Annotated in this window: 23 protein-coding genes; 15 read left to right on the top strand and 8 right to left on the bottom strand. The window is 50.8% G+C overall.

The window, feature by feature from the left end:
• Positions 1 to 5: 5 nt before the first annotated feature.
• From ABD028_RS21480 to ABD028_RS21470, 3 genes are all read right to left on the bottom strand, one after another.
• Positions 6 to 476: a hypothetical protein gene (locus tag ABD028_RS21480; RefSeq protein WP_343847422.1), complete on the bottom strand. Its 471-nt coding sequence runs from the start codon at positions 474 to 476 to the stop codon at positions 6 to 8.
• Complete coding sequence (locus ABD028_RS21475; RefSeq protein WP_343847421.1) at positions 476 to 1,633, bottom strand: PepSY-associated TM helix domain-containing protein; 1,158 nt, start codon at positions 1,631 to 1,633, stop codon at positions 476 to 478. The genes ABD028_RS21480 and ABD028_RS21475 overlap by 1 nt, the downstream gene beginning before the upstream one ends.
• Positions 1,634 to 1,728: 95 nt before the next feature.
• The gene (locus ABD028_RS21470; RefSeq protein ID WP_343847420.1) at positions 1,729 to 3,180 is read right to left on the bottom strand and encodes an NAD-dependent succinate-semialdehyde dehydrogenase; all 1,452 of its coding nucleotides are present in this window, start codon (positions 3,178 to 3,180) and stop codon (positions 1,729 to 1,731) included.
• Between the two features lie 210 nt (positions 3,181 to 3,390).
• On the opposite strand from ABD028_RS21470, the gene ABD028_RS21465 reads away from it, so the two are divergent.
• The 7 genes from ABD028_RS21465 to ABD028_RS21435 all read left to right on the top strand — a co-directional run bounded on the left by ABD028_RS21465 (position 3,391) and on the right by ABD028_RS21435 (position 11,752).
• Positions 3,391 to 4,284 (top strand): ribokinase, encoded by an 894-nt coding sequence (locus tag ABD028_RS21465; RefSeq protein ID WP_343847419.1) that lies wholly within the window; start codon positions 3,391 to 3,393, stop codon positions 4,282 to 4,284.
• Positions 4,285 to 4,334: 50 nt separating this feature from the next.
• Positions 4,335 to 5,279 carry a nucleoside hydrolase gene (locus ABD028_RS21460; RefSeq protein WP_343847418.1) on the top strand — a complete coding sequence of 315 codons (945 nt, stop codon included), beginning with the start codon at positions 4,335 to 4,337 and terminating at the stop codon, positions 5,277 to 5,279.
• Between the two features lie 29 nt (positions 5,280 to 5,308).
• Positions 5,309 to 6,121 (top strand): RNA polymerase sigma factor, encoded by an 813-nt coding sequence (locus tag ABD028_RS21455; RefSeq protein WP_343847417.1) that lies wholly within the window; start codon positions 5,309 to 5,311, stop codon positions 6,119 to 6,121.
• Positions 6,121 to 6,747 carry a hypothetical protein gene (locus ABD028_RS21450; RefSeq protein WP_343847416.1) on the top strand — a complete coding sequence of 209 codons (627 nt, stop codon included), beginning with the start codon at positions 6,121 to 6,123 and terminating at the stop codon, positions 6,745 to 6,747. Before ABD028_RS21455 ends, ABD028_RS21450 begins: the two co-directional genes overlap by 1 nt.
• A 64-nt stretch (positions 6,748 to 6,811) precedes the next feature.
• Positions 6,812 to 8,260: a peroxidase family protein gene (locus ABD028_RS21445; RefSeq protein WP_343847415.1), complete on the top strand. Its 1,449-nt coding sequence runs from the start codon at positions 6,812 to 6,814 to the stop codon at positions 8,258 to 8,260.
• A 22-nt stretch (positions 8,261 to 8,282) separates the two neighbouring features.
• Positions 8,283 to 8,648, top strand: a complete 366-nt coding sequence (locus ABD028_RS21440; RefSeq protein WP_343847414.1) for a hypothetical protein — start codon at positions 8,283 to 8,285, stop codon at positions 8,646 to 8,648.
• Positions 8,636 to 11,752, top strand: a complete 3,117-nt coding sequence (locus tag ABD028_RS21435) for a CHAT domain-containing protein (protein WP_343847413.1) — start codon at positions 8,636 to 8,638, stop codon at positions 11,750 to 11,752. Before ABD028_RS21440 ends, ABD028_RS21435 begins: the two co-directional genes overlap by 13 nt.
• Positions 11,753 to 11,767: 15 nt before the next feature.
• Here ABD028_RS21435 and ABD028_RS21430 read toward each other — a convergent pair whose 3' ends face one another.
• Positions 11,768 to 12,658 carry a patatin-like phospholipase family protein gene (locus ABD028_RS21430; RefSeq protein ID WP_343847412.1) on the bottom strand — a complete coding sequence of 297 codons (891 nt, stop codon included), beginning with the start codon at positions 12,656 to 12,658 and terminating at the stop codon, positions 11,768 to 11,770.
• Positions 12,659 to 12,821: 163 nt separating this feature from the next.
• Here ABD028_RS21430 and ABD028_RS21425 point away from each other — a divergent pair, with 163 nt between their 5' ends.
• Entirely contained in the window at positions 12,822 to 14,105 is a 1,284-nt protein-coding gene (locus ABD028_RS21425; protein ID WP_343847411.1) for an amidohydrolase, read from the top strand.
• Between the two features lie 19 nt (positions 14,106 to 14,124).
• On the opposite strand, the gene ABD028_RS21420 is transcribed toward ABD028_RS21425, so the two are convergent.
• Complete coding sequence (locus tag ABD028_RS21420; RefSeq protein ID WP_343847410.1) at positions 14,125 to 15,636, bottom strand: Ppx/GppA phosphatase family protein; 1,512 nt, start codon at positions 15,634 to 15,636, stop codon at positions 14,125 to 14,127.
• Positions 15,633 to 16,895 carry an ATP-dependent RNA helicase RhlB gene (rhlB, locus tag ABD028_RS21415; protein WP_102794528.1) on the bottom strand — a complete coding sequence of 421 codons (1,263 nt, stop codon included), beginning with the start codon at positions 16,893 to 16,895 and terminating at the stop codon, positions 15,633 to 15,635. Before rhlB ends, ABD028_RS21420 begins: the two co-directional genes overlap by 4 nt.
• A 105-nt stretch (positions 16,896 to 17,000) precedes the next feature.
• On the opposite strand from rhlB, the gene trxA reads away from it, so the two are divergent.
• Positions 17,001 to 17,327, top strand: coding sequence for a thioredoxin TrxA (gene trxA, locus ABD028_RS21410; protein WP_102794529.1), 327 nt, complete (start codon positions 17,001 to 17,003; stop codon positions 17,325 to 17,327).
• Positions 17,328 to 17,651: 324 nt separating this feature from the next.
• Complete coding sequence (gene rho, locus ABD028_RS21405; RefSeq protein WP_102794530.1) at positions 17,652 to 18,917, top strand: transcription termination factor Rho; 1,266 nt, start codon at positions 17,652 to 17,654, stop codon at positions 18,915 to 18,917.
• 319 nt (positions 18,918 to 19,236) lie between these two features.
• On the opposite strand, the gene rsd is transcribed toward rho, so the two are convergent.
• On the bottom strand, positions 19,237 to 19,701 hold the full coding sequence (gene rsd / locus ABD028_RS21400; RefSeq protein WP_102794531.1) for a sigma D regulator: 465 nt from the start codon (positions 19,699 to 19,701) through the stop codon (positions 19,237 to 19,239).
• A 234-nt stretch (positions 19,702 to 19,935) separates the two neighbouring features.
• Here rsd and nudC point away from each other — a divergent pair, with 234 nt between their 5' ends.
• Entirely contained in the window at positions 19,936 to 20,742 is an 807-nt protein-coding gene (gene nudC / locus ABD028_RS21395) for an NAD(+) diphosphatase (protein WP_343847409.1), read from the top strand.
• A gap of 326 nt (positions 20,743 to 21,068) precedes the next feature.
• Positions 21,069 to 22,136 carry a uroporphyrinogen decarboxylase gene (gene hemE / locus ABD028_RS21390; protein ID WP_102794533.1) on the top strand — a complete coding sequence of 356 codons (1,068 nt, stop codon included), beginning with the start codon at positions 21,069 to 21,071 and terminating at the stop codon, positions 22,134 to 22,136.
• 54 nt (positions 22,137 to 22,190) lie between these two features.
• Here hemE and queG read toward each other — a convergent pair whose 3' ends face one another.
• Entirely contained in the window at positions 22,191 to 23,327 is a 1,137-nt protein-coding gene (gene queG / locus ABD028_RS21385) for a tRNA epoxyqueuosine(34) reductase QueG (RefSeq protein ID WP_343847408.1), read from the bottom strand.
• A 20-nt stretch (positions 23,328 to 23,347) separates the two neighbouring features.
• On the opposite strand from queG, the gene ABD028_RS21380 reads away from it, so the two are divergent.
• The 3 genes from ABD028_RS21380 to ABD028_RS21370 are packed head-to-tail and all read left to right on the top strand — an operon-like array spanning position 23,348 to position 26,610.
• The gene (locus ABD028_RS21380; protein ID WP_343847407.1) at positions 23,348 to 24,829 is read left to right on the top strand and encodes an NAD(P)H-hydrate dehydratase; all 1,482 of its coding nucleotides are present in this window, start codon (positions 23,348 to 23,350) and stop codon (positions 24,827 to 24,829) included.
• On the top strand, positions 24,830 to 25,285 hold the full coding sequence (gene tsaE / locus ABD028_RS21375) for a tRNA (adenosine(37)-N6)-threonylcarbamoyltransferase complex ATPase subunit type 1 TsaE (RefSeq protein WP_343847406.1): 456 nt from the start codon (positions 24,830 to 24,832) through the stop codon (positions 25,283 to 25,285).
• Positions 25,286 to 25,290: 5 nt separating this feature from the next.
• Positions 25,291 to 26,610 carry an N-acetylmuramoyl-L-alanine amidase gene (locus tag ABD028_RS21370; RefSeq protein WP_343847405.1) on the top strand — a complete coding sequence of 440 codons (1,320 nt, stop codon included), beginning with the start codon at positions 25,291 to 25,293 and terminating at the stop codon, positions 26,608 to 26,610.
• Positions 26,611 to 26,616 lie beyond the last annotated feature (6 nt).

The raw sequence follows: 26,616 nt of genomic DNA, 5'->3' as shown, positions 1-26,616 counted from the left end.
CTATGCTATGGCAGAAAAAGCGCTGTCGGCACTGGCCACTGCGCTTGGTACTGATTGCCCTGCCAGTCTTCGATTACCAGCCAGATGCGATCCTCTGCTGCTAACTTTGGCTTGGCGATGGCATGTACATGCTGACCATGGCGGCTGCCATGCAATATACCGGACTCACCTTGCTGGAGTGTGGCTAAAGGTAGCGGGCTTGGCCCAATATTCAGATAAGCCTGGCGAATATCGGCGATATCCCCCTGGTTAAATGTCAGCAGGAAGTCTTTAACAAACTCATCGTGATGTTGATAAGGTGGCTTGTGATCAAAAGGCATAGGGGTCACCAAAAAAGGACCCGCCTGACGACTTTCCAATGCAGGTGGAAATTCCGGATTCAGGCTCTGATATAGAAACCAGAAAGGGAGCACCAGAATCAGACCACTTAATTTATATTTATTGCGTTGCCAGAAGGTGTTTTTCAGCCTTGCCATCAGACGGTCTCTCCCAACTCTGCCTGTACCACCTGAGCCCTGGACTTACTGGCACCTTTTAAGGTGCGACGTCCCCACATCATAAAGCCGGTAATCGACATGCCGCTTAAAACTAAACCAAATACAAACCACAGGATCTTGGTCCACAGCCCGCCAAGGGTACCGTAGTGCAGAGGGTCGGCAATATGGCTGATAACCTGAAGAGTATTCATATCAGCAGGTGAGCGGCTGTCAGCCACTTCCCCGGTCCAGGGATTAACGCTGACCTGGTAAGCATACTGATCATAGAAAATATGATCGCCACCACCCATCAATTGATACATATCACGATTGTGCTCGGGCAAATGCAAGTAGGCGGGGGCGAATTGTGGGTACAACTGTTTGGCCTTGTCCATCGCCTGTTGAAAGTCAATGGGTGGGGTGGGCTTTGAGTCAAGCTGGCTGGGTAACTGAGACGCTGCCACCAGCGGCGCATGGGGTTCAATATCGATATCCGCGTGCCAGAATATCGCTTGTACTAAATACCAAAGCCCGGTCAGGCTCATTATCAGTAAAAACCAGATAGACCAGACGCCGGCTAAACGATGCAGGTCAGCCAGCAGAGTACGCAGGCCCTGATGGGTGCGTATTTTCGGCCGGGTAAAGGCCTGCCAGAAATGCTTGTAAACAATAAGACCGGTAATCAGCGAGCCCAGCATCATCACAGACATCAGGCTAACCAGGTAATAGCCTATGCTGTAACTGCCATGCCAGGGAAATAGCAGCCAGCCATGCAGGGCGCGCATAAAGCCGATAAAGGTCAGCCCTTGTTCCACCGCCTGAATTTCGCCACTGTATTGATTGACGTAGGCAATGGCCTGGGGCTTGTCTGCGTCGGTGAAAACCACCGCATTTACCAGATAGGGTTCAAATACCATCACCGCTCCCACTGCCGCAGTGGGATGCGCCTGCTGTACCGTCTGCACCAGTTCTGCAACAGGTTTAGCCGGTAACTTATGCGGATTATCGGCACGGGCCGCCGGGTTGGTTAACCAGGTTAACTCATGGCTAAGCACCGCGATAGTGCCGCTCAGACAGATAAAACTGAATAGCAGCCATACTGGTAAAGCGAACCAGCCATGCAGTTGGAACCAGAAACGGTTGGAAATTCTCGCCATCTATCCAATGCCAAATCAACAAACACAGGCTTAATGGTAAATGTAACGAGAACTACTATCAACAACACTTATAAAAGCAATAGTTTTTATTGGTTCTAAACTCCACCCATACAAAGATATTTAACTTCCAGATAATCATCCAGGCCGTATTTAGAGCCCTCCCGGCCGTTACCGGATTGCTTCACGCCACCAAAAGGCGCTGCAGGGTTGGATATTGCTCCTTCGTTTATGCCGACCATGCCATACTCCAGTCCTTCAGCAACCCGCCAAATACGCCCAATATCCCTGGCATAAAAATAAGCAGCCAGACCAAAGTCTGTATCATTTGCCATTTGCAGCGCCTGTTGTTCGTCTTCGAAGGGGATCAGGGGCGCCACCGGACCAAAAATTTCCTCACGGGCCACCGGCATTTGGTTGCTTACCCCGGTCAACACAGTAGGCTGATACAACCAACCACCACTCTGGTGCAGTTGTCCACCCACTTTTACCTGCGCACCTTGCTGAACCGACTGCTTTATCAGTTCATCGACTTTATCCACCGCTTGCTGGGAAATCAGCGGGCCGATATTGACACCCTCTGCCAAACCATTGCCGGCTCTTAAACCTTCAACGGCTTTCAACAGCTTGTGGCAAAATTCCGTATAGACGCTTTGTTGCACAAAAACCCGATTTGCACAGACACAGGTTTGCCCGGCATTGCGAAACTTCGACACCAGTAAGCCTTGCACAGCAGCATCCAGATCGGCATCGTCAAATACCAGAAAAGGCGCGTTGCCACCCAGCTCCATAGACACCCGTTTAACGGTGCTGGCACATTGTGCTATCAATAATTTGCCAATGGCTGTCGAGCCGGTAAAGCTGAACTTACGCACCAGCGGATGTTCGGTCAGTACCTTGCCTATCGCCTTGGCGTCTTTGCCTGGCACCACATTAAATACCCCGGCAGGAATGCCTGCGCGCTGAGCCAATTCGGCCATTGCCAGGGCAGACAAGGGCGTTTCTGAAGCGGGCTTAACCACAAAGGTGCAACCCGCAGCCAGGGCGGCGGCAGCTTTACGGGCAATCATAGCATTGGGGAAATTCCATGGGGTGATAGCGGCCACCACGCCAACAGGTTGCTTGATGACCAGCAGACGCTTATCTGCGCCCGGGGCGGGTATGGTGTCACCGTAAACGCGCTTGGCTTCCTCGGCAAACCATTCCACATATTGCGCACCGTAGGCAATTTCGCCTTTTGCTTCTGTCAGGGGCTTGCCTTGTTCCAGGGTCAGCAAGCGGGCCAAATCGTCCTGATGCTGCATCATCAGTTCAAACCACTTTCGCAGCAACTGACTGCGTTCCATGGCGGCCTTCTTTGACCAGGCAGAAAAGGCTTCAGCCGCACTCTGCACTGCGAGTTCAGCGTCTTCAGGGCCCAAATCCGCCACTTTGAGCAGTTCCTGCCCATCAGCCGGATTAGACACCACAAACTGCTTGTCACCAATGTGCCAATGGCCATTAATAAAACCGGCTGATTTGATTAGGCCCCTGTCGATTATTCCCAGCATCTGACTCTCCTGTTAAGACTGTATTCAACACCATAGCCGTTTAATCATCGCATTCAATAGCAAAGGTCTAAACTTTAGGTAAGGGGTTTCTTATCTGCTATCGGCGACTGCACATTGTCCACGCAATCGCACCATTTAGGTGCCGATAGTCGTTGGTATTGCCACTTTTCGCTGGTAGATTGTGGTTTCTAAGTAATACGGGCAATTTACATGAGAATCTACAACCTGGGGTCCATCAACTGGGATCAATGCTACAGAGTTGAACACTTCGTTCGTCCAGGCGAAACCCTGATGTCCAGCGCTTATGCACTGCACCTTGGTGGCAAGGGCGCAAATCAATCAGCGGCCGCTGCCAAAGCCGGTGGCCAGGTCACTCACATCGGTTGTGTTGCCAGCGCCGATTCAGCGCTCAGCAAGTTGCAGGAATTGGGCGTAGAAACAGGCGGTATCTACCAACAGGATCAGCACGCCACAGGTCACGCACTTATTCAGATTGATGATCAGGGTGAAAACGCCATAATTTTGCATGCGGGCGCGAATCGGGCATTACAGCAGGATTGGATAGTCAGCCAGTTGCAGTCAGCCGAAAAGCAGGATTGGTTGCTAATGCAAAATGAAACCAACTTGCTGCATGAAAGCGCCACATTGGCCAGGCAAAAGGGTATGCAGGTCGCATTTAACCCGGCGCCAATGGACCGGGATTTAACCCTTAGTCTGTTGGATAAACTGGATCTATTAATTGTTAACCAGATTGAAGCTCAGGACTTAACTGGCGCGTCGGATCTGGATACAGCAATTGAAAGAATGCAGCAGCAAGCGCCAGATCTGGCGTTGCTGATCACTCTAGGAGCAAAGGGCGCCTGTTATTGTCAGGGCAACCAGCGCCATAGCGTAAATGCGTTTAAGGTGGATGCTGTCGACACCACGGCTGCTGGAGATACCTTTATCGGCTATTTCCTGGCTAGTCTTACTGCCGGACTTGCGGTATCAGATGCGCTGCCCAGAGCCAGTGCTGCTGCCGCACTGGCGGTAACCCGTGCTGGCGCCATCCCCTCTATTCCCAGTCGTCAGGAAGTCGATGATTTCCTGGCCAGACAACCATAATAATGCTTTGCGATGCTCAGGCTTCGCAGATTTAAAAGTAAGGAATGACAATGAGCAGAAAAATTATCATCGACACGGATCCTGGGGTAGATGACGCCCTGGCTATCGTGATGGCGGCCAACTCTCCAGAATTAAACGTATTGGGTCTGACCACGGTATTCGGCAATGTCTCAGTAGAGCAGGCCACCACCAATGCACTGATACTGTCAGAGTTTGCCGGCTATGACATACCGGTTTACAAAGGCGAAGCCGTGCCAGTCACCCGAACTCCTGCCCCTTATGCTGACTTTGTGCATGGTGATGATGGATTTGGCAATATCAACTGGCCTGAATCAGATAAACAGGCGCAGACCCAACATGCCGTCGACTTTATCATTGAGCAGGTACGTAAGTATCCGGGTGAAGTGACATTGGTGCCGCTCGGTCCCCTGACTAATATCGCCCGTGTTCTGGAAAAAGCACCGGATGTGGCCGCCCTTGTCAAAGAGGTGGTGCTAATGGGCGGTGCAGCCCGCCATTGTGGCAACGTATCCCCCGTTGCCGAAGCCAATATTATGGGCGACCCCCATGCGGCAGATAAGGTTTTCACTGCAAATTGGCCAGTGGTCATGATTGGTCTGGATGTCACCAGTCAGGTACTGCTTAAGCATGACGATATGCAAAAAATCGCTCAGCTCAATCCCAAGCAGGGAGAATTCCTGCGTCAGGCAAGCGACTTCTACATTGACTTCTATCAGCAAACACTGGGTATTGCAGGTTGTATGGTACATGACCCATCCACCATCGCTTATATTCTTGATCCTTCGCTGTTCGAAGTGGAACAAGGACGAATTCGTGTAGTGACGGACGGTCTGGCAATAGGTCAAACCACGTTTGCACCAGATGACAGGAAATTCCCCTACCCGGGCTGGGATAATCTGCCACTACAGAAAGTATGTATGAAAGTACGAGCGCAGGCCCTGCTGGATTTGGTGACTGGTCGTCTGAGTGCCTGAGCGCTCAGCTTAGCTGACAGAGGTATATTATGAGTCCGCCGTCAGGGTCGTATAACACCTCAGACCCTTGTGATTTTGCCAGTTTACTGGAACGTATTGCCGACGGTGACAGAGCGGCTGAACAAGAACTGGTGCATAGATTCTGGCGGGGGTTGCAATTTATATTGCATCGCCAGACTCAGGATCCTGAACTGGTGGCGGATATTTGTCAGGACACCTTTGTTATTGTGCTGGAAAAAGCCAGGCGCGCAGAGATCGACAATCCCTTTGGCCTGGCAGCCTTTATCCATCAGGTTGGGCGCAATCTGCTTAGCGGATATTTTCGTAAAGAGAAGCGCCGCGCAACAGATTCGGCCGACTGGCTGTTCACCGTGCCAGACCCCGGCATGGAAGTGTATCAACAGGTTTATGCCGATAAAGTTGTTGGCTGGGTGTCTGCAATGATGGACAGTCTGCCGACTGAACGTGATCGGGATATTTTACGCAGCTACTTTTTACATCAGCAAAGTAAGGCGGACATCTGTGCCCGCCTGTCATTAGAAGCCGATCATTTTGATCGTATCCTGTCGCGGGCCAGACAAAGACTAAAGCAAGTCATATTGCATAAATTGCAGGACCCGGATAACAAGGTACCCAGTGGGGAAATTCCCGGCCTGTTGATATTGGCGTTGGCCATCACCACACCACATTTTGCCCAGCTCCCCGATTTATTTTCAAACAAAGTGGGAGGAAATGCCGTCAGCCAACACCTTTTGACTGACACCTCTGCAAGCCGCTTCAAAACTGGCATGGATGTTTCGGAGGATATTACAGACTCATCAGACAATGGAAGGACAGCATAATGGACATGGAATCCTTGCAAGTGCAGCAAGAAACGGCCTTGCGTTATTTAAGAGGCGAGCTATCAGAGCAGGAAAGCCAGGCATTTGAAATCTGGCTATTGGATAAACCCGATGTGGTGGAACAACTGGCGCTGGATCAAATGATGATTCAGGCACTGCCTGCTCAAGGGCGGCGTGCTAAGCCTTTCATAAGCCTGGGTAAGTTGTTTTCTACACCAATCAGGGCCAGTCTTGTTACCCTGGCCTGTTGTTTGCTGATTGGTGTTCTGAGTTGGCATGCCATGACGCCAACTCAATTTGCCGATGTTAATATTTTTTACCTGGAGCAAACCCGCAGTCAGAGCACGGCAGCCAACCATATTCAAATACGTGCAGGTCAGAGCCTGCTGGTATTGTCTGTTCAGCCGGTTAGCCCAGATAGTGCTTATCAGGTCGAGTTAAAGGCAATGGCGACCCAAAGCACCGTTGCCCAATTTGAACATCTGGCCCCCCAACCTGATAGCGGTGAACTGACGTTATCTGTTCCCGTATCAAGACTGAAGGCCGGTGAATATAAGCTACTGTTAACGCCCGATGCGCATCAGCAACCACAGGTGTTTGACCTTATCCTGTCCACTGTGGAATAAGCTCTGCTGCGAAATGCAAATTTAACGCGCGTTGGGGGTTGGCAGAAATTTAAAGGAGACAATCTTGGCTCTTTCCCATGGACAACCACTCAACGGCCAGTTTTATTCACTATTTAACTTGCCTGCTACCCGCTATCAGAAGGCAGTGCTTATTGCATTAGGTGAAGCCATGAAACAGGCTTCGCCTTCAGGACGACAGCAAAAAGTAGCGGCTGGCTATGTCTACTTCGGCCAGTTTGTCGACCATGATATTACCCGGCTCAAACGTGGCAGCGAACCAGCGGGTGATGCGCAACTACCGATTGATCAACTGATTCAGGTGCGCACCCCGGCAATGGACCTGGATTCAATATATGGACTGGGTTTTGCAGACCCCGCAATTCCCCTGAATAGCAGTACCGGTGAGTTACTGCTGGGCCACGCCATAGCAGACGATGGCCGACTGCTGGCTGGTGCAGATCTACCCAGAGCCAGCGCAGACAAACGCCCCCTGATTGGCGACGACCGCAATGATGAGAATCTGATTGTCGCACAGATGCACCTTAAGTTTATTAAGTTACATAACCGCTTTGTTCAGCATTACCGTCAACTGGAGCCTCGCAGTACACCTCAGCATTGGTACGACAACGCCAGGCAGTCCATGGTGCGATGTTATCAGGAGGCCGTCATTTATGATTTTATGCCGACCTTGATGGATGCCAGGGTGCTGCACCATCTGCTGCTGGACAAACAACCCGGGCTACTTAATCCCATTGCTGCAGAAGAACCCCGTATCCCTTTAGAGTTCTCTGCTGCGGCTTATAGGTTTGGCCACTCCATGGTCAGATTCCGCTACACATTAAACTCTGGCAAAGCAGCAACATTACAAGAAATGTTTCAGATGACCGGCAAGGGCGGCATGCTGGGCAGTCCCTACCTTCCTGCAAGCTACTTGATTGACTGGGACTTGTTCTTCCCACCCGCAGATCAAACTTTACCGCGGTTTTTCAATTTTGCTCTGGCCATAGATCCGTCTGTCGATGTGCGTCTGTCAGAAACCCAGGACCTGCACGTTAACCTGGCCGTACTCAATTTGCTCAGAGGTAATGAATTAGGGTTGCCGGATGGCCAGTCATTGGTACGGCATCTGTTCAAACAGCATGAACAACTGGCCGAACGTATCGGCCTTCGCGAACTAACCGACCTGGAGTTAAACCCCGCCATACTGCGTGATGAAAATGGTCAGAAGCTGGGGATAATGGATGCGGTGGCCAGAACATTTCCGGCTCACGGCCTGACACACAAAACCCCGCTTTGGTATTACCTGCTGGCAGAGGCCGACAGTGTTGGTCAGGGGGTACGCATGGGACCGTTAGGCAGTTTAATCATCGCTGAAGTGTTGTTATCCCTTTGCCTGCAAAGCCATCCCTCCGTTTTACTGGAAACGGAAAGAGAAACATTCACTTGGTTGACCCGTAGCGGGCAATTTCTGGATAAAGCCGTTTATCGGATTGCCGACTTACTCAGACAATAAGGCCTTTTAAAAGGAGAAAACTATGTCCCTCGAACAAAAGCTCAACATGTTTTGTGGCCAGTTTCACGCCCTGGGTGATCTTCCTGATACCACAGACCCCGCCAAAGAACCTTATTACCCAGCCGCGGGTACGCAAATTACCCTGAATAAAGTCCAGCGTTTTGGCCGCTGGGTGATTCAGATGGAGTCCAGTGACCCTTCTATCAATAGCGCCCTGTCCACCGCCAGCTTTTTCTTAATCGGCGAGCGACTGGTATCGACGCCGATTGAAATCCAACCGGGACTCTCCATGACAGAGGTTGTAGAATGGAATGCTACCGCGGATAAAATGAATCATTACTTGTTATGGTCCGATGGCGAACTCGGCAATTGGAAGTGCACCCCCTGAAAAATGGATGGTGGCAGGGCGGCTTGTTCGCTCTGCTGCTTGTATCACTGACATTAGATGCGCAAGGTTGTCCGGACTATTTAGGCCATCGCCCGTTATTGTCTCAGCAGCACATCAGCAGTCACTCACAACAGCCAACACTTTTGCAGTGGCAGCAATTAGACCTGGATATCACCCTGCATATCCAGACTCAGACGCAAGACCTGACCCTGGATCAACCCGGTGGCCGCAGCAGCACTGAGTATTTTTTTCTTCCCCCCGCCAGCTCCAAAATTCAAGCCTGCATCTATGCCAGTTTTGCGCATAGTGTCAAAGGTGACTGGCGCTTCAGTCAGGTCATACTGCCACCAGGCAATGATCTGGCTGGCAAACTGTTATCGCAGGCAGGCCAGCTTTGGGCCGAAGAGCACACAGCCGCCAGAGTACAAGCGCTAGCACTGTATGAGCGCGTTGCTGCGATGCACCAGGATGCGCCGGTACTTGCAAATTCAGCAACTCACCTATTGCTTCTTGCCTATGCGCACCGCCATCAATTGGACAAAGCAACCGCCAGGCTACAACACGCTCCCTTAGTGGAACTCCCTGAATTACTACATAAAATGGCTGAACTTAGAGCTCGCATAGCACTGGCCAAAGGGGATCTCATACAAGCAGGACAATGGACAGATAAAGCCATTGCCGCAGCCGATAAGCTACAAAGGCGCAACGAAAAAGCAGAACTGTTCACTCTGAAAGGCTTGATAGCTCTGTTAACAGGCCAGCTTACTGAGGGTCAATCATACCTTAGCAACGCACAACAACTGGCTCCAGACGACTTCAAAATTCTGTCTTATGTACACAGTAATCTGAGCTTTGCTGAACTGCAAAAATCCGTGGGAAAGCCCCAATCAGACAGAAACAAGGCCATGGCTAAGGCGTTACAGTTCGAATTGCAGGCGGCGGATTATGCCCGTCAGGCAGGCTTTTACCGCAACCTGGCCAATATCGAGAATAACATTGGCTCAATCCACGAACGCCATCGCGGTCTGCGTAGCGCCCTAGTTTACTATACCCGGGCCTTGTCCAGAATTGAGCAAAGGGATGAACCAGAACTTAAAGCGTTGCTGTTAAGAAACCTGGGCACGGTTAGTTTGTACCTGGGAGATTATTTAAAAGCGCGGCAATTTTTATATGCTGCGTTGTCCATCATCGACAAAGCAGAACCTGTTGAAGCGGCATTACTGCATTGCAGAATCGGGCAATTGCACGAAGCGCAGAATATGCCGGATGATGCTACCAATGCTTATCAAGATTGCCTGACCATGGCATTGGCGCTAAGTGATGCCAATCTCGAAGCGACAGCAAGGTTAGGGCTGATCACCACGGATGCTGTCAAGCAATTGCATCAGATACAGGTACTGGCGAACAAGCTAAGCAATGCCGACCTGTCGACCAGGCTCAAAATGGCAGTGGCCAAGCAGCAAGCGGCAAACAATGATTTGCAATCCGCCACTGAGACTCTTGCACAAGCGCAACACGATGCCGCCATCAGCCGGGATGCGACGCTGGAAATAGAGGTGCAGCACTTATCCAGCCAGATTCTGGCCGAACAGGGGCATTCAGAGGCAGCCATTGAAGCAGGGAATATGGCCATAAACGGGGTTGAACAATTACATCAACATCTGGAAGCGCAACGATACGGCCCGGCCTGGAGTCATAAGACCAACAGCATCTATAACCTGCAGGCGCAGTTATTACTTAAGCAGCACAAAACAGCCAATGAAAAAGCTTCTGCACTGTTCAACTTAATTGAGCGATTTAAAGCCGTCAGCTTACGTCAGCACTTGCAAAAAACGCCGACAGGTTACCCAAGTAGCAACGCTGATATGAATCAGGCCAGCGAACTTGCCGGATACAGTGCTGCTCAAAACAGCCATGCCATGCCGCTGGATTTCTACTTATTGGAAACCCTGCATAGTGGGCAAGTTTTGGGAGAATCACCTCAACAACCTCCCGAGTTGCTGGATATGGCGCAAGTCCAGGCTAAACTTTCCCCCCGCCAGGCAATATTATATTACCTGGTATTGCCTCAACGCTTGGTCATACTCACCCTCACCAAGACCAGCCTGCACATGCAGCAACTGGCATTGTCTGAGCATCAACTAAATACCCTGATTGCCCAGGCCCGCAGCCAAATGGTGGAATTTAAGCAAATACACAGTAGTGCGATGACCGCATTAGCGTCGCTGATACCTGACGAATTGGCAGACCAACAAGACATTACTGAGCTGATGCTGGTGCCACATGCTAATTTGCATATCTTACCTTTTGCTGCACTGCCGCTAAAGAATGGGACCAGACTGGGAGAGCGATTCGCCTTAACACGAATTCCTTCTGCCAATACGATTCTGCAGGCCAGACCCGTGCGACATGACAACGGAGAAATGGCATTCTTCGCCGATCCGCTGTTCTCCTCAGCAAGCACTGCAGCGCCAGAACAAGCCGTGTTTCGGAACTGGAGTGAGAGAGTCAGCCCGTTGCACTACACTGCAACAGAAGCCCGGGATATTGCCCGGCTTTTCACCAATCAGAAGGCAACCTTATATGTGGGTGCCGAAGCAAACCGTCGTAACCTTTTTAGTGCCCAGGTACGCAACGCAAGAGTTCTGCATATTGCCACCCATGGCTATTTCAATCCCGTCAATCCCGACAATATGGGCTTTCAGTTAGCAGCATTGGATCAGTCAGGAATACCAATTGAAGGTTTTGTTACGCTACCTGAATTATTCAGCTATCCGTTTAGTAATGAATTGGTAGTCATCAATGGCTGTGATACGGCAATGGGTAAAGCCCAAACTGGGGAAGGTATGGTTGGACTGGTACATGGCTTTATGGCTCAGGGCACCAAACACGTTGTTTCAACCCTGTGGCCGGTGGCAGACAAGGCGTCCGCCTTGTTTATGCAGGCATTTTATCAGAGCCTGCTTACGCAGGGCTCTCTGCCCGAAGCATTAAAAGATGCCCGCAGTCACCTTCGTCGCCATCCCAGATATCGTAGCCCTTATTACTGGGCGCCTTATGTATTGCATTCCACTGTCCCTGATGTACAGATGCGATTTGAATAGGGCGTGTTAACCCAATCACGCCATTCTTCGCTCATCTTTATTCCATTGACGCAAAAAGCGCTGTCCCTCTCTTCGGCCAATCAGATAATCCAGTTTAAGGGCCTGCGGTGGAGAACCCAGCACTAAACTACGCAACTCTTGCGGTGGCGCTATTTGCCATACCTGCACGCCATCCGGTGGCTGATTGATAAAAGCTAACGCATCAGCATACTGACGCTGATAATGTAAATACATTTCCATCATTCTCGGCGAATGACGCACCTTCTTCAGCAAGGGTTTGAGCCTTTCCAGTAAAGGTACCTGCCCTGAGTAGTCGGCCGCTACCGTGCGAATCACCACAATACGTTTGGCTCCCTGAGCATAAGCCCAGCGTACCGGCAGCGGGTCTGCCACTCCGCCATCTACCAATTGCCTTCCTTCCAGCCAAACACCGGGCCGATACAGAAATGGAATGGCACTGGAGGCTTTCAGATGATGAAAAAGATTACTGTTATTGGTTGGCAGATAGACCGGCTGAAAGTCGGCAGCATCGGTGGCAACAGCATAAAAACCCGATTCCCCATTCAGATGACTCACATCGGTTGGAAAACGCATCTCGCCTTGTTCCTGCACCTGACGGAAATACCAGTCAAGATCAATAACATTGCCGCCCATAAAAAACTTGGCCGGGCGAAAAAAATCCTGCTTAGTGGTCAGTTGCTGTATGGCCTGACTGGCATATTGCCTTGCCCTGGCACTGAATGCGGCCAGATTCTGCGCGCCGGCAGAGACGCCAATTTTCAGATCAAAAGGCCAGAATTGTTGTTCTAAAAATGCATCCAGTACACCAGCTGTAAAGATGCCTTTCTGCCCCCCACCTTCAGCCACCAAGGCAAAAGCAGGGCCGACCTCAGTGTTACTTTGCAATGCTAATCCTTGGTTTTTCTCTTCCATAGTCTTAATGGTTAGGGACAAAAGTGACAGATTCAAGACAACATAAGCATTTTGCGCAAAAAGATTGAATAGAGCGCATTGACCGCCATATGAGCCAGACTCTAAAGTGATGGGCTATAACAACAGGAGAACAATAATGAAAACCGCCTTATCCGCAATTGCCCTGATTTGTCTTAGCAGCGCCGCAGTTGCCGACCAGGTCAGTCAACAAGCCACACAACTGGAGCCTCAGGTTATCGAATGGCGCCGCCACTTTCATCAGCATCCAGAGCTGTCTAACCGTGAGTTTGAAACGGCCAAGTATATCGAAAACTACCTTAAGGGACTGGGTCTGCAGGTACAAAGCGGCGTGGCTCATACCGGCGTGGTGGCCATACTGGATACGGGTAAGCCTGGGCCAGTGGTGGCATTGCGGGCCGATATGGACGGTTTACCGGTAAAAGAACAAAACGGGCTGCCGTTTCGCTCACAAGCAATAGGCGAATATAACGGTGAAAAAGTTCCGGTAATGCATGCCTGTGGTCATGACACTCATATGGCCATGCTAATGGGCGCAGCCAAAATCCTCACCGACATGAAGTCGCAGCTTAGCGGCAAAGTAAAGTTTGTGTTCCAGCCCGCTGAAGAAGGCGCACCTGTCGGAGAAAAAGGCGGTGCAGAACTCATGGTGGCAGAAGGAGTAATGAAAGGTGTGGATGTTGTATTCGGCCTGCATATCAGCTCTGACACTGATGTAGGCACGGTAGAATATCGCCACGGCGGCATCATGGCCGCTGTGGATCCTTATAAAATCGTGGTCAAGGGCAAACAGGCGCATGGGGCATATCCCTGGTTAAGCGTTGACCCTGTGGTGACCAGCGCGCAGATCGTGATGGGGTTGCAGACTATCGTCAGTCGCGAGCTACCTCTTACCCAGGATGCGGCAGTGATCACCGTGGGTTCTATTCACGGTGGTAACCGTTCCAATATCATCCCCAATCAGGTCGAGCTGGTGGGGACCATCCGTACTCTGGATGATGCTATGCGTGAGGACTTGCATGCCGCGGTGCACCGCAAAGCCAAAGGCATTGCCGATAGCATGCGGGCCGAAGCAGAAGTCATTTTACCTTATGGCGACAGTTATCCAGTAACGTACAACGACCCAACGCTGATGGACAAAATGCTGCCGACTTTGCATCGTACTGCTGGTCAGGGAAAAGTCCAGGAAGTGAAAGCTGTGACCGGGGCAGAGGACTTCTCATTTTTCCAAAAAGAAGTCCCCGGACTGTATCTGTTTGTGGGTGGAAAGTCGGTGGATTTACCCAAGCACCAGGCTCCTGCCCATCACACACCTGAATTCAGAATTGACGAAGCCGGTATGAAACTGGGTGTGGAATTGCTCACTAACCTGACGCTGGACTATATGCAGCAACGTCAGTAACCACAGACCACCGGGTCGGTTAGTGAATTTGCAGTTCCCAACCGGCCCGATGTTGCAACCATTTCTCATTGGCAAGCTCTGCATCCAGTAAAGGATGTGATTTCAGCCAATTTGCCGGAAATGTCAGTGTCAGGATGTCGGTATCCAGACTGGTTTTTATCTGCGGTAACAAGTTATCTTTTCTGCGAATAGACAACACATGTGCAATACGCAGCACACGGCACAGCAGCTTAAGAAGCTGTGCCACTTCCTGCTGGAACTGAGCGAAGCTCTCCGGATTAATATCCTGACGATGGCTGCCAACCAGTTCGCTAATGCACTCCTGCTGAATCTTGGTAAAGCCAGACATACTTAAATGCGACAGGATGTACTTACCGTGGCAGTGACTGTGTTTGAAATCAATGTGCAGACCTATCTCGTGAAGCCTGGCTGCCGCCAGCAGTATACCTTCGGCATCCAGCTGACAGGCCATTGCGTCCTGCGGCAATTGTCGGTACAGGGATAAGGCCGTTTCTGCCACCCTGTGTGCCTGCGCCTCTTCTATCTGGAAACGTTGGGTCAGCGAGTCCAGCGTGCGCTGACGAACATCATGGTGGTGAATATTTTCCAGCATGCCGTAGAGCAGACCTTCCCGCAGTGCGCCGCCCGATATTTGCATCTGTTCAATACCTAACAGCTCGAAAAGCACAGTGAGGATACTCAGCCCACTGGCAAATACCGGTTTTCTGGCCTCGGACAGGCCATGAATATGCAAGTCACCCAGACTACCGCAGGCAACACATTGCTGCATCAAGTCCTTGAGATAACTTAAACGTATAGTGTCATTGATACCCTGTGCGACCAGAATTTCGGTGATGGCTTGCGGTGTACCCGACGCGCCCAGGCACTGACGCCATTGATGGCAGGTGAATTCCCCGGCAACCCCGCTAAGCAAGTCTCTGGCGGCCTGCTGGGCTAAATCAAAGTTGGCCTGGGTTAACTGACCATTGGCAAAGTAACGTTCCATAAAGGTCACACAGCCCATGTCCAGACTCACCAGTTTCTTCGGTGTGAAGTCTTTGCCCAGAATAATCTCGGTACTGGCGCCACCAATATCAATCACCAGGCTGTTGCCCTGATTAGCCGAAGTGTAAGCAACGCCAAGATAAATTTGCCGGGCTTCTTCTTCACCACTAATCACATCGATGGGATGGCCAAGAATTTGTTCGGCTTTGTGCAGGAACTGCTCGGCGTTACGAGCCAAACGCAGCGTGGCAGTGGCAACCACCCGAATGTTGGTGGCTGGAATATCCTGAAGGCGTTCAGCAAAGGTTTCCAGGCAACGCCAGCCTCGCTCCATGCTCAGTTCATCGAGTTGCATTTGCGGATCCAACCCAGCTGCCAGGCGAACTTTCTGCTTCACTTTACCGACGATATGGATGCAACCATGCACCACCCGGACGACCACCAGATGGAAGCTGTTAGAACCCAGATCCACCGCAGCATAATATTGCTGCGGCTCGGGCATGGCCAGCATGGACTCTCTGCTCATCGGTTTCTTGGACTTCTGCTCCTGGGCTTACCTTTACTGAGATTCTTACCACTTTGCATACGTTTTCTGTATTGCTGGCGCGGGGCTTTAACGTCGTCCAGTAACGCGCTGTGGTCATAGTCAGTCACCACAATAGTATGACGAATATATTCCTCAATAGCGGGCAGATTCAACGCATATTTTTCACAGGCAAAACTGATGGCATGGCCACTCTTACCCGCCCGGCCGGTACGACCAATTCGGTGCACATAGTCTTCGGCATCGTCGGGCAGATCGTAATTGAACACATGCGTGACCTTTTCAATGTGCAGGCCCCGGGCCGCCACATCTGTAGCGACTAATACGTCCAATTGGCCCTTGCTGAATCCGTCCAGTATACGCAGACGTTTATGTTGCGGAACATCGCCGCTAAGCAGTCCCACACGGTGACCGTCGGCCTGCAGCCAATCAAAGATGTTTTCACAGCTGTGCTTGGTATTGGCGAATACAATGGCTTTTTCGGGCCATTCTTCTTCCAGCAGAGTTAACAACAACAGCATCTTGTCATCGTTGGAAGGATAAAAAAGCTCCTCCCTCACCCGACTGGCAGTCATTTGTTCCGGCTCTACCTGCACATGCACAGGACTGTTCATATGTTCATATGCCAGTTCCTGCACGCGCATGGACAGCGTGGCAGAAAACAACATGCTCAAGCGCTCAGACGGCGCAGGCATACGTCGGAACAGATAGCGAATGTCCTTGATAAAACCAAGGTCAAACATACGGTCGGCTTCATCCAGCACGGCCACCTGAATATGCGCCAGACTGAAAATGCCTTGTTTGTAATAATCAATGATTCGCCCGGTGGTACCAATAATGATATCCACCCCTTTTTCCAGGCTTTCACGTTGACTCTGGTAACCTTCACCCCCATATATCAAACCCAGGCTGATGCCGGTGTGCTTACTGAGCAGCTCCGCATCCTTATGGATCTGCACCGCCAGTTCCCTGGTTGGAGCCATAATAATGGCTCTTGGCTGGGCTTTTTCCTGTTGGGGGTGAGTCAGTAGATGATGGAAAGTCGCGGTCAGAAAGGCGATAGTTTTACCCGTACCTGTCTGTGCCTGGCCCGCCACATCACGCCCCTCCAATAATGGAGGCAGGCTTAATGCCTGAATCGGTGTACAATGTTGAAAGTTGGCCGCTGACAATGCCTTAATAACATCAGCATGCATCGGCAGGTCAGAAAAATGTGTTTCAGTTAGATGAGTTGTTTGCATAGCTTATAGCTTATCAGTGCTTGCATTAAAAAACAGTTTCTATATAAATAGCCACAATCGCTTGCCCGGCTTTTTCTGCCGAGGCAGCCAAGTTTGGAGAAAAGAATGAGCGACAAAATTATCCAGTTGACTGATGACAGTTTTGAGGCAGATGTTATCAACGCCGAAGGTCCTGTACTAGTTGACTTCTGGGCGGAATGGTGTGGCCCGTGCAAAATGATCGCGCCAATTCTAAATGAAGTGGCTGACGAATTCGAAGGCAAGTTAACAGTTGCCAAGCTGAATGTCGACCATAATACCGAGACTCCACCAAAATATGGTATTCGTGGCATCCCCACTCTGCTGCTTTTTAAAGGTGGAAACGTAGCAGCAACCAAAGTCGGTGCACTTTCTAAGACGCAATTAAGCGAATTTTTGAAAGAAAATATCTGATTAAAAATGCCCGGCCAAGCCGGGCATTTTTAATCATCCTGTAAAAAGCTACCACGAATGAATAAATTAGCAGCGAAAGATTACTAGACGCTGTTAATTTTTGGTGCTAAGTTAGATTTCGTTCTCAGCGTCGAACCCATTCGATTCGAACAAAAGGCTGTCTGGAACAGTGTTTATCGCCTGCAGCCGGCCCGCTTGACGGGTGGCGCATGGAGCGCAGAGCTTAATCCCCGCGTCACACCGACGCAATCTGACGTTTACGACCCTGTTTAAGTCTGAACATACTTGCATTAAGAGCATTTTCAATCATTAAGACCCACCGATATGAACCTAACGGAACTCAAAAATAAACCCGTCAGCGAGCTGGTAGAACTGGCCGAAAAAATGGGCCTGGAAAACATGGCCCGCGCGCGCAAACAAGACATCATCTTTTCTATCCTCAAAGCCCATGCAAAGAGCGGCGAAGACATTTTCGGTGATGGCGTGTTGGAAATACTGCAGGATGGCTTCGGCTTTTTGCGCTCAGCTGATTCTTCTTACCTGGCCGGTCCGGATGACATTTACGTCTCTCCCAGCCAGATTCGACGTTTTAACTTACGCACCGGTGATTCCATTTCTGGCAAAATCCGACCGCCGAAGGACAGCGAGCGTTATTTCGCTCTGCTGAAAATCAGCGAGGTCAATTTTGACCGCCCAGAAAATTCCCGCAACAAGATCCTGTTTGAAAACCTGACCCCACTGCATGCCAAAGAGCGTTTACGTATGGAACGCGGCAACGGCAGTACTGAGGACATTACCGCCAGGGTTTTGGATTTAGCCTCACCTATTGGCCGCGGCCAACGTGGTTTGATTGTGGCTCCGCCCAAAGCCGGTAAGACACTGTTGCTACAAAATATTGCCCAAAGTATCGCCGCCAACTACCCAGAGTGTGTGTTGATGGTGCTGCTGATTGACGAACGTCCGGAAGAAGTAACGGAGATGCAACGCCTGGTACAAGGTGAAGTGGTTGCATCAACCTTTGATGAACCGGCCAGCCGCCACGTTCAAGTTGCCGAGATGGTGATTGAAAAAGCCAAGCGCCTGGTCGAGCACAAGAAAGACGTGGTAATTCTGCTGGATTCCATTACCCGTCTGGCCCGTGCCTACAACACTGTAATTCCTTCCTCTGGCAAGGTATTGACAGGTGGTGTAGACGCCAATGCCCTGCACAAGCCCAAGCGCTTCTTCGGTGCGGCGCGTAATGTGGAAGAAGGCGGCAGTCTGACAATTATTGCTACGGCCCTGATCGACACTGGCTCGAAAATGGACGAAGTGATTTATGAAGAGTTCAAAGGAACAGGTAACATGGAGCTGCACCTGAACCGTAAGATTGCAGAGAAACGTGTGTTCCCGGCCATCGACTTCAATCGTTCAGGTACTCGTCGCGAAGAGCTGCTGACCACTCAGGATGAGCTGCAGAAAATGTGGATCCTGCGTAAGATTGTTCATGAGATGTCAGAAATTGATGCCATGGAATTCCTGATCGACAAGCTGTCCATGACCAAAACCAACAATGAATTCTTTGACGCTATGCGTCGTCAGAAGAGTTAGCTTTAATCCTGAACATCGCCGTTCCTGTTCATCCATGAACCCACGGCATACGACCACCAGGGATGGTGGAAGTGCAAATTACGCAGGAGCTGTTATTTGCCGACCACCAGGGATGGTGGAAGTGACGAAAACGCAGGAGCACTATAGCGTACGGAACGCTATAGAACAGCTTTAGCTGGCCTGCTTTGCAGGTAAGCTGCAGGGACGTAGCTTATAGTTTTTCGTCCCGTTCATCCTGAACATCGCCGTTCCTGTTCCTCCATGAACCCACGGCATACCGTTCATCCTGAACATAAAAGGCGCCTGATTGGCGCCTTTTTTATAAATGGTCCTGATACAGGGTGTGGATTAAGCGGTCCTCTAATTCAAAACGCTCCTCCATTGCCTGACCCAGTTCTGAAAGATGTTTATCGAAGCCCTGCATATCCTGGTCTTCATCAATGTCCGCATAGCAGTCGTTAAAATTCAGTGCCTGCTCGGTGGTATCAGAAATCTTCGGATACACTTCATCAGCCAGTTGCTTACCCGCGCCATTGGCCTGACTGCCATCGACAATCTTGTCATAAAATTCAAAATGACCTGCCGAAACATAATCCATCAACATTTCGCAAAATGTCTCTACGCTTTCCTTGCTGGGCAAGGCTTGTCGACGCGCATCGAATGGTGGCAAACCTGCCAGTCGGCAATATTCCACCAGCAGTGCCTTACGGGCGTCAATCCAGTTGTCAATGGCATCATGGGCGCCACCCCATTTTTGTTCGGCTTGTTCGACTTTATTCAGCATAGCTACCCTCTCACACCGGTTGAATACCAGATGAGGTAAATCAGTTGTAAATGCCAGTATATCAAAATGCCTCAATTGCAAAAGCGTTTAACCTCTCGGTCAGACCAATGTCGGTATCAATCGCTAAGCTGGTCAACCCTTATAGGTATAGATTTTAAGAAAATTTCCTTGGCATTCAGTACTTCAGCCCTCATATGTTAAAGTCTGCCGCCTAGCCGATTATCTGAATTGCCTATGAAACACCGTCCCGATATAGATGAACAAGCCTACTGGTTGATTTTGTCGCAAGACAAGCTGGTACAAAGCAAAGGACAGGCTTGTCTGATAAAGCAAAGCTGGTCAGAGTTATCTTTTATCTCTGCTTATGCCGACGATGTGGTTAAGGTTGGCGAGTATCGCCAAAGCAACTGCTATATGGTGGATTTGGGGCAGGAAACCCCTGAACATGACGACCTCGAACTTGTTAGTCTGCGTGCCGCCCTGATGAGTGAGCAGCAAGACGCATTTAATATTCTGGCCCGTGCCTGGCAAGTCGCATTATTTCTTCGTACCCACAAATATTGCGGTCAATGCGGCAGCCAGATGGAAGCCGTGAACTGGGAATTGGCGATGCATTGCCATCGCTGCCAGCACCGCTGTTATCCACGCATTTCTCCTTGCATTATCGTCGCCATCAGAAAAGGACAACAAATTTTGTTGGCGCAAGGAGCTCACCACAAAGGAGGCATGTATTCTACCCTGGCTGGCTTCGTGGAAAGTGGAGAAAGTCTGGAGCAGGCCGTACATCGTGAAGTGATGGAAGAAGTAGGGATAAAAGTTAAGAATCTGCGTTATTTTTCCAGCCAACCCTGGCCCTTCCCCCATTCACTAATGGTCGGCTTTTTGGCCGAGTGGGATGAAGGAGATATTCAGGTAGATGGTAAAGAAATTCTGGCGGCTGACTGGTTTGACTTTAACAACCTACCATTGATACCACCCAGCTTTTCCATTGCTGGTCAATTAATCCAGACTACCATCAATGCGCCTGACCAATCTTTTTGAAGAAGATGTCAACCCGGGCATTCCCCCATTGAAAATAAAAAAGCCTTACCCCGAAAGGTAAGGCTTAAATATTTTAGCGTGGAGGTCCCGTGACCGGGCTTCTTTTATTTAGATTTCACTAGCGCAACGGTTTTATAGCAAAGAATACCGAAGCAGTGCAAGCTTTCATGCCTCAAATAGGACGAATAACATTTAATTTACAGCTTTAACCTAGAGCGTGGTGGCCTTTTGAGGCTTTAAATTCAACGCAAGGATTGTCTGATGTATCCATCTCGTATAGCTGGTAGAATGCGCCGGTTTTTAGCGCAGCCGACCAGGAGAACATCATGCAAGCACTACAGAATGACAGGTATCTAAGGGCCCTGTTAAAGCAGCCCGTGGATATCACGCCTGTATGGATGATGCGCCAGGCTGGCCGTTACCTGCCGGAATATCGGGCCACCCGTGCACAGGCTGGCGACTTTATGTCGCTGTGCAAAAATCCTGAACTGGCCTGCGAGGTGACTCTGCAGCCACTCCGTCGCTTTGATCTGGATGCGGCCATTCTATTTTCAGACATTCTGACCATTCCCGATGCCATGGGCCTGGGCCTGTATTTTGAAACCGGCGAAGGCCCCAAGTTTGAGCGGCCACTCAGAGATATGGCAGCCATCCAGGCCCTGCCGATTCCCGATCCAGAGGGCGAGCTCGGTTATGTGATGGATGCGGTTCGCACTATTCGCAAGGGATTAGCGGGTAAAGTGCCTTTAATAGGCTTCTCCGGTAGCCCCTGGACATTGGCCACTTATATGGTGGAAGGCGGTTCCACCAAGAGCTTCAGCCTGATCAAAAAAATGGCCTTTGCCGAACCTGCCGCATTGCATCTGCTGTTGGACAAGCTTGCCGACTCAGTCATTCTGTACCTGAATGCGCAGATAGCCGCTGGTGCGCAATCGGTAATGGTGTTTGATACCTGGGGCGGTGTCCTGTCACCAAGGGATTATGAAGAGTTTTCACTTCGTTATATGCACAAAATTGTCGATGGTCTGACAAGAGAAAACGAAGGGCGCCGGGTGCCCGTCACGCTGTTTACCAAAAACGGTGGCATGTGGTTGGAAGCCATTGCTGCCACTGGCTGTGATGCAGTGGGGCTGGACTGGACCATCAATATTGCCGACGCCAAGGCCCGAATCGGCGATAAAGTAGCGTTGCAGGGCAATATGGACCCATCCATGCTGTATGCGCCTGCAGATCGAATTGAGCAGGAAGTGCAATCCATCCTGGCCGGTTTTGGCCAGGGCGAGGGCCATGTATTTAATCTCGGTCACGGTATTCACCCGGATGTGCCGCCCGAACATGCCAAGGTATTTGTTGACGCCGTGCACCACTACAGTGCGCAATACCACAAAGCTTAAAGTTATCAGTTAAATCAGCCATCAGCAGAGCTGACTGATAACAACAGGCATCTATTACGCGTCTCTGGGCAGACCTTTTTCCACACTACGGATTAACCTAAGGGTCTGCCGGTCTGCTTGCCCCGGCTTTCTTTGTGCTTGCTGGTCCAGCGCCCAATCAATATGTTCCCTGACCAGTTCCGAGGCAGACTCTCTGGCTGCTTGCAGTGAGGCAACAATCTCGTCGGCATAAGGTGCATTGCCTAACCCCACGGCAATATTGCGTTGCCAGCACTCAAAGCCAATACGGCGAATAGGCGAGCCTTCGGTATTTTTCAGAAACTTCTGCTCGTCCCAGGCAAACAGCTCTAATAAGGTTTTACCATGCAATTGCTGACGGGGATGAAAGTCTGCTTCATCGGTAATTTGCGCATAACGATTCCAGGGGCAAACTAGCTGACAATCATCACAACCATAAATACGATTACCCAGCAGCGGGCGAAATTCCTCGGGAATCGGGCCTTTTTGCTCAATGGTCAGATAAGAAATACAGCGCCTGGCATCCACCACATAGGGTTCTACTATGGCACCAGTAGGGCAGATCGTCAGGCAGGCGGTACAACTACCGCAGCCCTCAGCCACCGGACTGTCTATCGGCAAAGGCAGGTTAATAAACAATTCGCCCAGGAAAAACCAGGAACCGGCTTCGCGGTTAATGGTCAGAGAATGCTTACCTGTCCAGCCGATACCGGCCTTTTCCGCCACCGCATGTTCCAAAACAGGTGCCGAGTCGACAAAGGGGCGAAAAGCCAGTTCACTGACTTTCTGCTGAATTTGTTCGCCAAACTTTTTCAGCCGCTGTCTGATCAGCTTATGGTAGTCGCGCCCAAGCGCGTAACGGCTAATGTAGGCAAGCTGACGATTTTTCAGGTTGCGGGCAAAGCCGGCATCCGGCGGCAGGTAATCCATGCGCACGCTGATAACCCGCAAAGTACCAGGCACCAGTTCATGGGGGCGGGCGCGTTTCATACCGTGTTCTGCCATATATTGCATCTCACCGTGCATGCCTTTGTCCAACCAGGCTTGCAAATGCGCCTCATGGCGGCTTAAATCCACATCACAAATACCGACCTGCTGAAAACCCAGCGATTTACCCAGGTTCTTGATATGCTCGGTCAGGTCAGCTAATAACTTGTCGCAGAGTTCAGCCATTGAATCGATTCACTATCACAATGCCCGCCAGTCTAGCATATAAAGCCTTTACCGCGGAGCAGGTACACCAACATGAAGTCACTGCGGCCAAACATGTGGGTATCAGTATGTATGAGCTGATGGAAAGAGCTGGGGCTGCGGCATTTGTCACCTTACAAAGCGAATTCCCGCAGGCCAGACGTATATTAGTGTTGAGTGGCCATGGCAATAACGGTGGTGATGGTTTTGTCTTGGCGCGCATGGCTAAAAAAGCCGGCCTTAAGGTTTGCCTGGTATCATTGGGCGACCAATCAAAGTTTAGTCCGGATACGTTGCAGGCCTGCAATAACTGGCAACAGGCTGGCGGTGAAATCAGCTGTTGGCCTCAGCCACTGGCAGATTTCGACCTGATTGTGGATGCGATGCTGGGCACCGGCACCAAAGGGCAGCTCAGAGAACCTTATGCCAGTGTGATCAAGGTACTGAAAAACACTGACATTCCGGTCTTAAGCCTGGATGTGCCCTCTGGACTACTGGCCGATAGTGGTGCAGAAGCTGGTATAGCGCTTACCGCCACACACACCCTGACCTTTGTCGGTATTAAACCTGGTCTTGTCACCGGTCAGGGCAAGCAGTTTTCCGGCAAACTCAGCTTTGCCGATTTAGGCATCGCCGAGTCCTTTGGTGCACTGGCTACCCCCAGTGCTCATATCGTCGACTTTACTCAGCTTTCCCCTCTGCCAGCCCGGCCGCTGAATAGCCATAAAGGCGCATTTGGCCGCCTGCTGTGCCTGGGCGGCAACCTGGGCATGCCGGGGGCAATCAGACTCACAGGTGAGGCGGCATTGCGCACTGGGGCAGGGCTGGTTAACGTCCTGTGTCACCCGGATAATCAGATGTTGGTGGGCCTGGGGCGGCCCGAACTGATGCTGGCGCAACAGAATCAGCTAACAGCCTTGCTGGACTGGGCCAGCTGTCTGGTTCTGGGACCCGGCCTGGGGCAGGATGACTGGGCGCAGCAACTATTTGATGCAGTATTAACCTATCAGCAAACCAGTCATAAACCCCTGTTGCTTGACGCCGACGCATTAAATCTGCTGGCAAAAGTGCCCCGCAAACTCTCTTGCAATGTGGTAATCACCCCTCACCCCGGAGAAGCGGGCAGACTGTTGTCCATCACCACTCAACAAGTACAAGCTGATCGGTATGCAGCGCTTCAGCAGTTGCAGCAACAATATCAATGCCATGTGGTGTTAAAAGGCGCCGGTAGCCTGGTATCAGGTCAGGATCATTGCTATGTCATTAGCAATGGAAATCCAGGAATGGCCATCCCCGGCATGGGGGATTTGTTAAGCGGTGTGATTGGAGCTTTGATGGCCCAGGGCATGGATAGCGCCGCGGCGGCAGTTTATGGTGCAAGCCTGCATGCAGCTGCGGGCGACCTGGCTGCACAACAGCATGGCGAACGTGGTATGATGGCCAGCGATTTGTTGCCCTTTATACGTAAGCTGGTAAACCGCTGAATGACAACACAAATACAAGTTAACGACGAACAAGGTACAGCAGAGCTGGCGGCTAAACTGGCAAAGGCCTGTAAGCAGGCAACCGTAATTTATTTGCACGGCGATCTGGGAGCTGGCAAAACCAGTTTTTGCCGCAGCTTTATCCAGGCATTAGGCTATCAGGGCAGAGTAAAAAGCCCCACTTATACGCTAGTGGAACCATACGAAACAGCCGGCTGGCGTATTTTCCATTTTGACTTGTATCGATTGGCCGACCCGGAAGAACTGGAGTTTATTGGCATTCGTGATTATTTCGAACAGGACTGCCTGTGTTTGATTGAATGGCCACAAAAAGGTGGTCAACTCTTGGCCCCGGCGGATTTGCAGATTAACATAGCTTTTAGTGACCCTGGCCGAACCATTGAGCTGCTTCCCTTGTCAGAACAGGGAGAAGCGTTGCTTGCACAACTACAATAGAGCACATGGCACATAGAAGACTGATTCCCTGGCTGGCAACAGCGCTGATGTTATTCAGCAGCCTGGCATTTGCCAAGAATAAGATGGAAGGCGTACGTATCTGGCCTTCACCCTCCAATACCAGGGTGGTGTTTGATATGCGTGAAGCGCCCGATTACAGCTACTTTACCCTCAGCAACCCCACCCGTCTGGTGATTGATCTGGCCGACACCAGTAAAGGCCTGGACTTTGACAAGATCCAGAACGACAGCAAATTGATTAAGCGCCTGCGTTACAGCAATGCCAAGGATAAGCAGAGCATCAGAGTGGTATTTGACCTGAATGAGGCTGTCGACACGCAGATTTTTTCCTTACCTCCTACCGCCCCTTACGGCAATCGTCTGGTGATTGATATCGGCAGTAAAGGAGAAACGGCGTCAAGCAATGTTAAACGCAGTGACCAGTTAGCTGACCGGGACATCATCATTGCTATCGATGCCGGCCATGGTGGCGAAGACCCTGGCTCTATTGGCTATGCTGGTAGCTACGAAAAAAATGTCACGCTCAGCGTGGCGAAGATGCTGGCGCAGAAAATCGATAATACGCCGGGCATGAAAGCGGCCATGATCCGCACCGGCGACTATTATATTCACCCGAATAAAAGGGCGGATATGGCCAGACGGCAAAAAGCCGATCTGTTTGTATCCATTCACGCTGACGCCTACACCACGCCACAACCCAGTGGTGCATCGGTATGGGTATTGTCTATGCGCCGGGCGAATTCAGAGTTGGGCCGCTGGCTGGAAAACAGCGAGAAGCATTCAGAACTGCTGGGGGGCGCTGCCGAGGTGATCCAGGATACCGCCAGCGAGCGCTATCTGACTCAAGCCTTGCTGGATATGTCGATGGACCATTCCATATCTACCAGCTACGAGGTCAGCCGCGAAGTACTCAAAGAAATGCGCCAGATTACCAAATTGCATAAATCCGTTCCTCAGGCCGCCAGCTTAGCCGTGTTGACGTCACCAGATATCCCGTCCATTTTGGTGGAAACGGGCTTTATCTCTAACAAAGATGAAGAGAAAAATCTTAATTGGTCGAAGTTCCGCGAGAATCTGGCCGACGCCATGTACAATGCGGTACAACGCTATTTCAAACGTATGCCTCCGGATGGCACAATGTGGGCCAAACTGAAAAGAGAGAACCGCACCCACAAAGTGTCAGCCGGTGAATCTTTGTCCCTGCTTGCACAGCGTTACAATGTGCCGGTCAGCAAGTTGAAGGCCGCCAATAATCTTGACTCGGATTTGGTGCGCATCGGACAAGTGCTGACCATTCCCAACTAAAAGTAA

The organism is Bowmanella denitrificans (assembly GCF_039522935.1).
Classification (GTDB): Bacteria; Pseudomonadota; Gammaproteobacteria; order Enterobacterales; family Alteromonadaceae; genus Bowmanella; species Bowmanella denitrificans.
The sequence above is the reverse complement of the archived record's forward strand: the minus strand, read 5'-3'. Positions and strand labels throughout refer to the sequence as shown.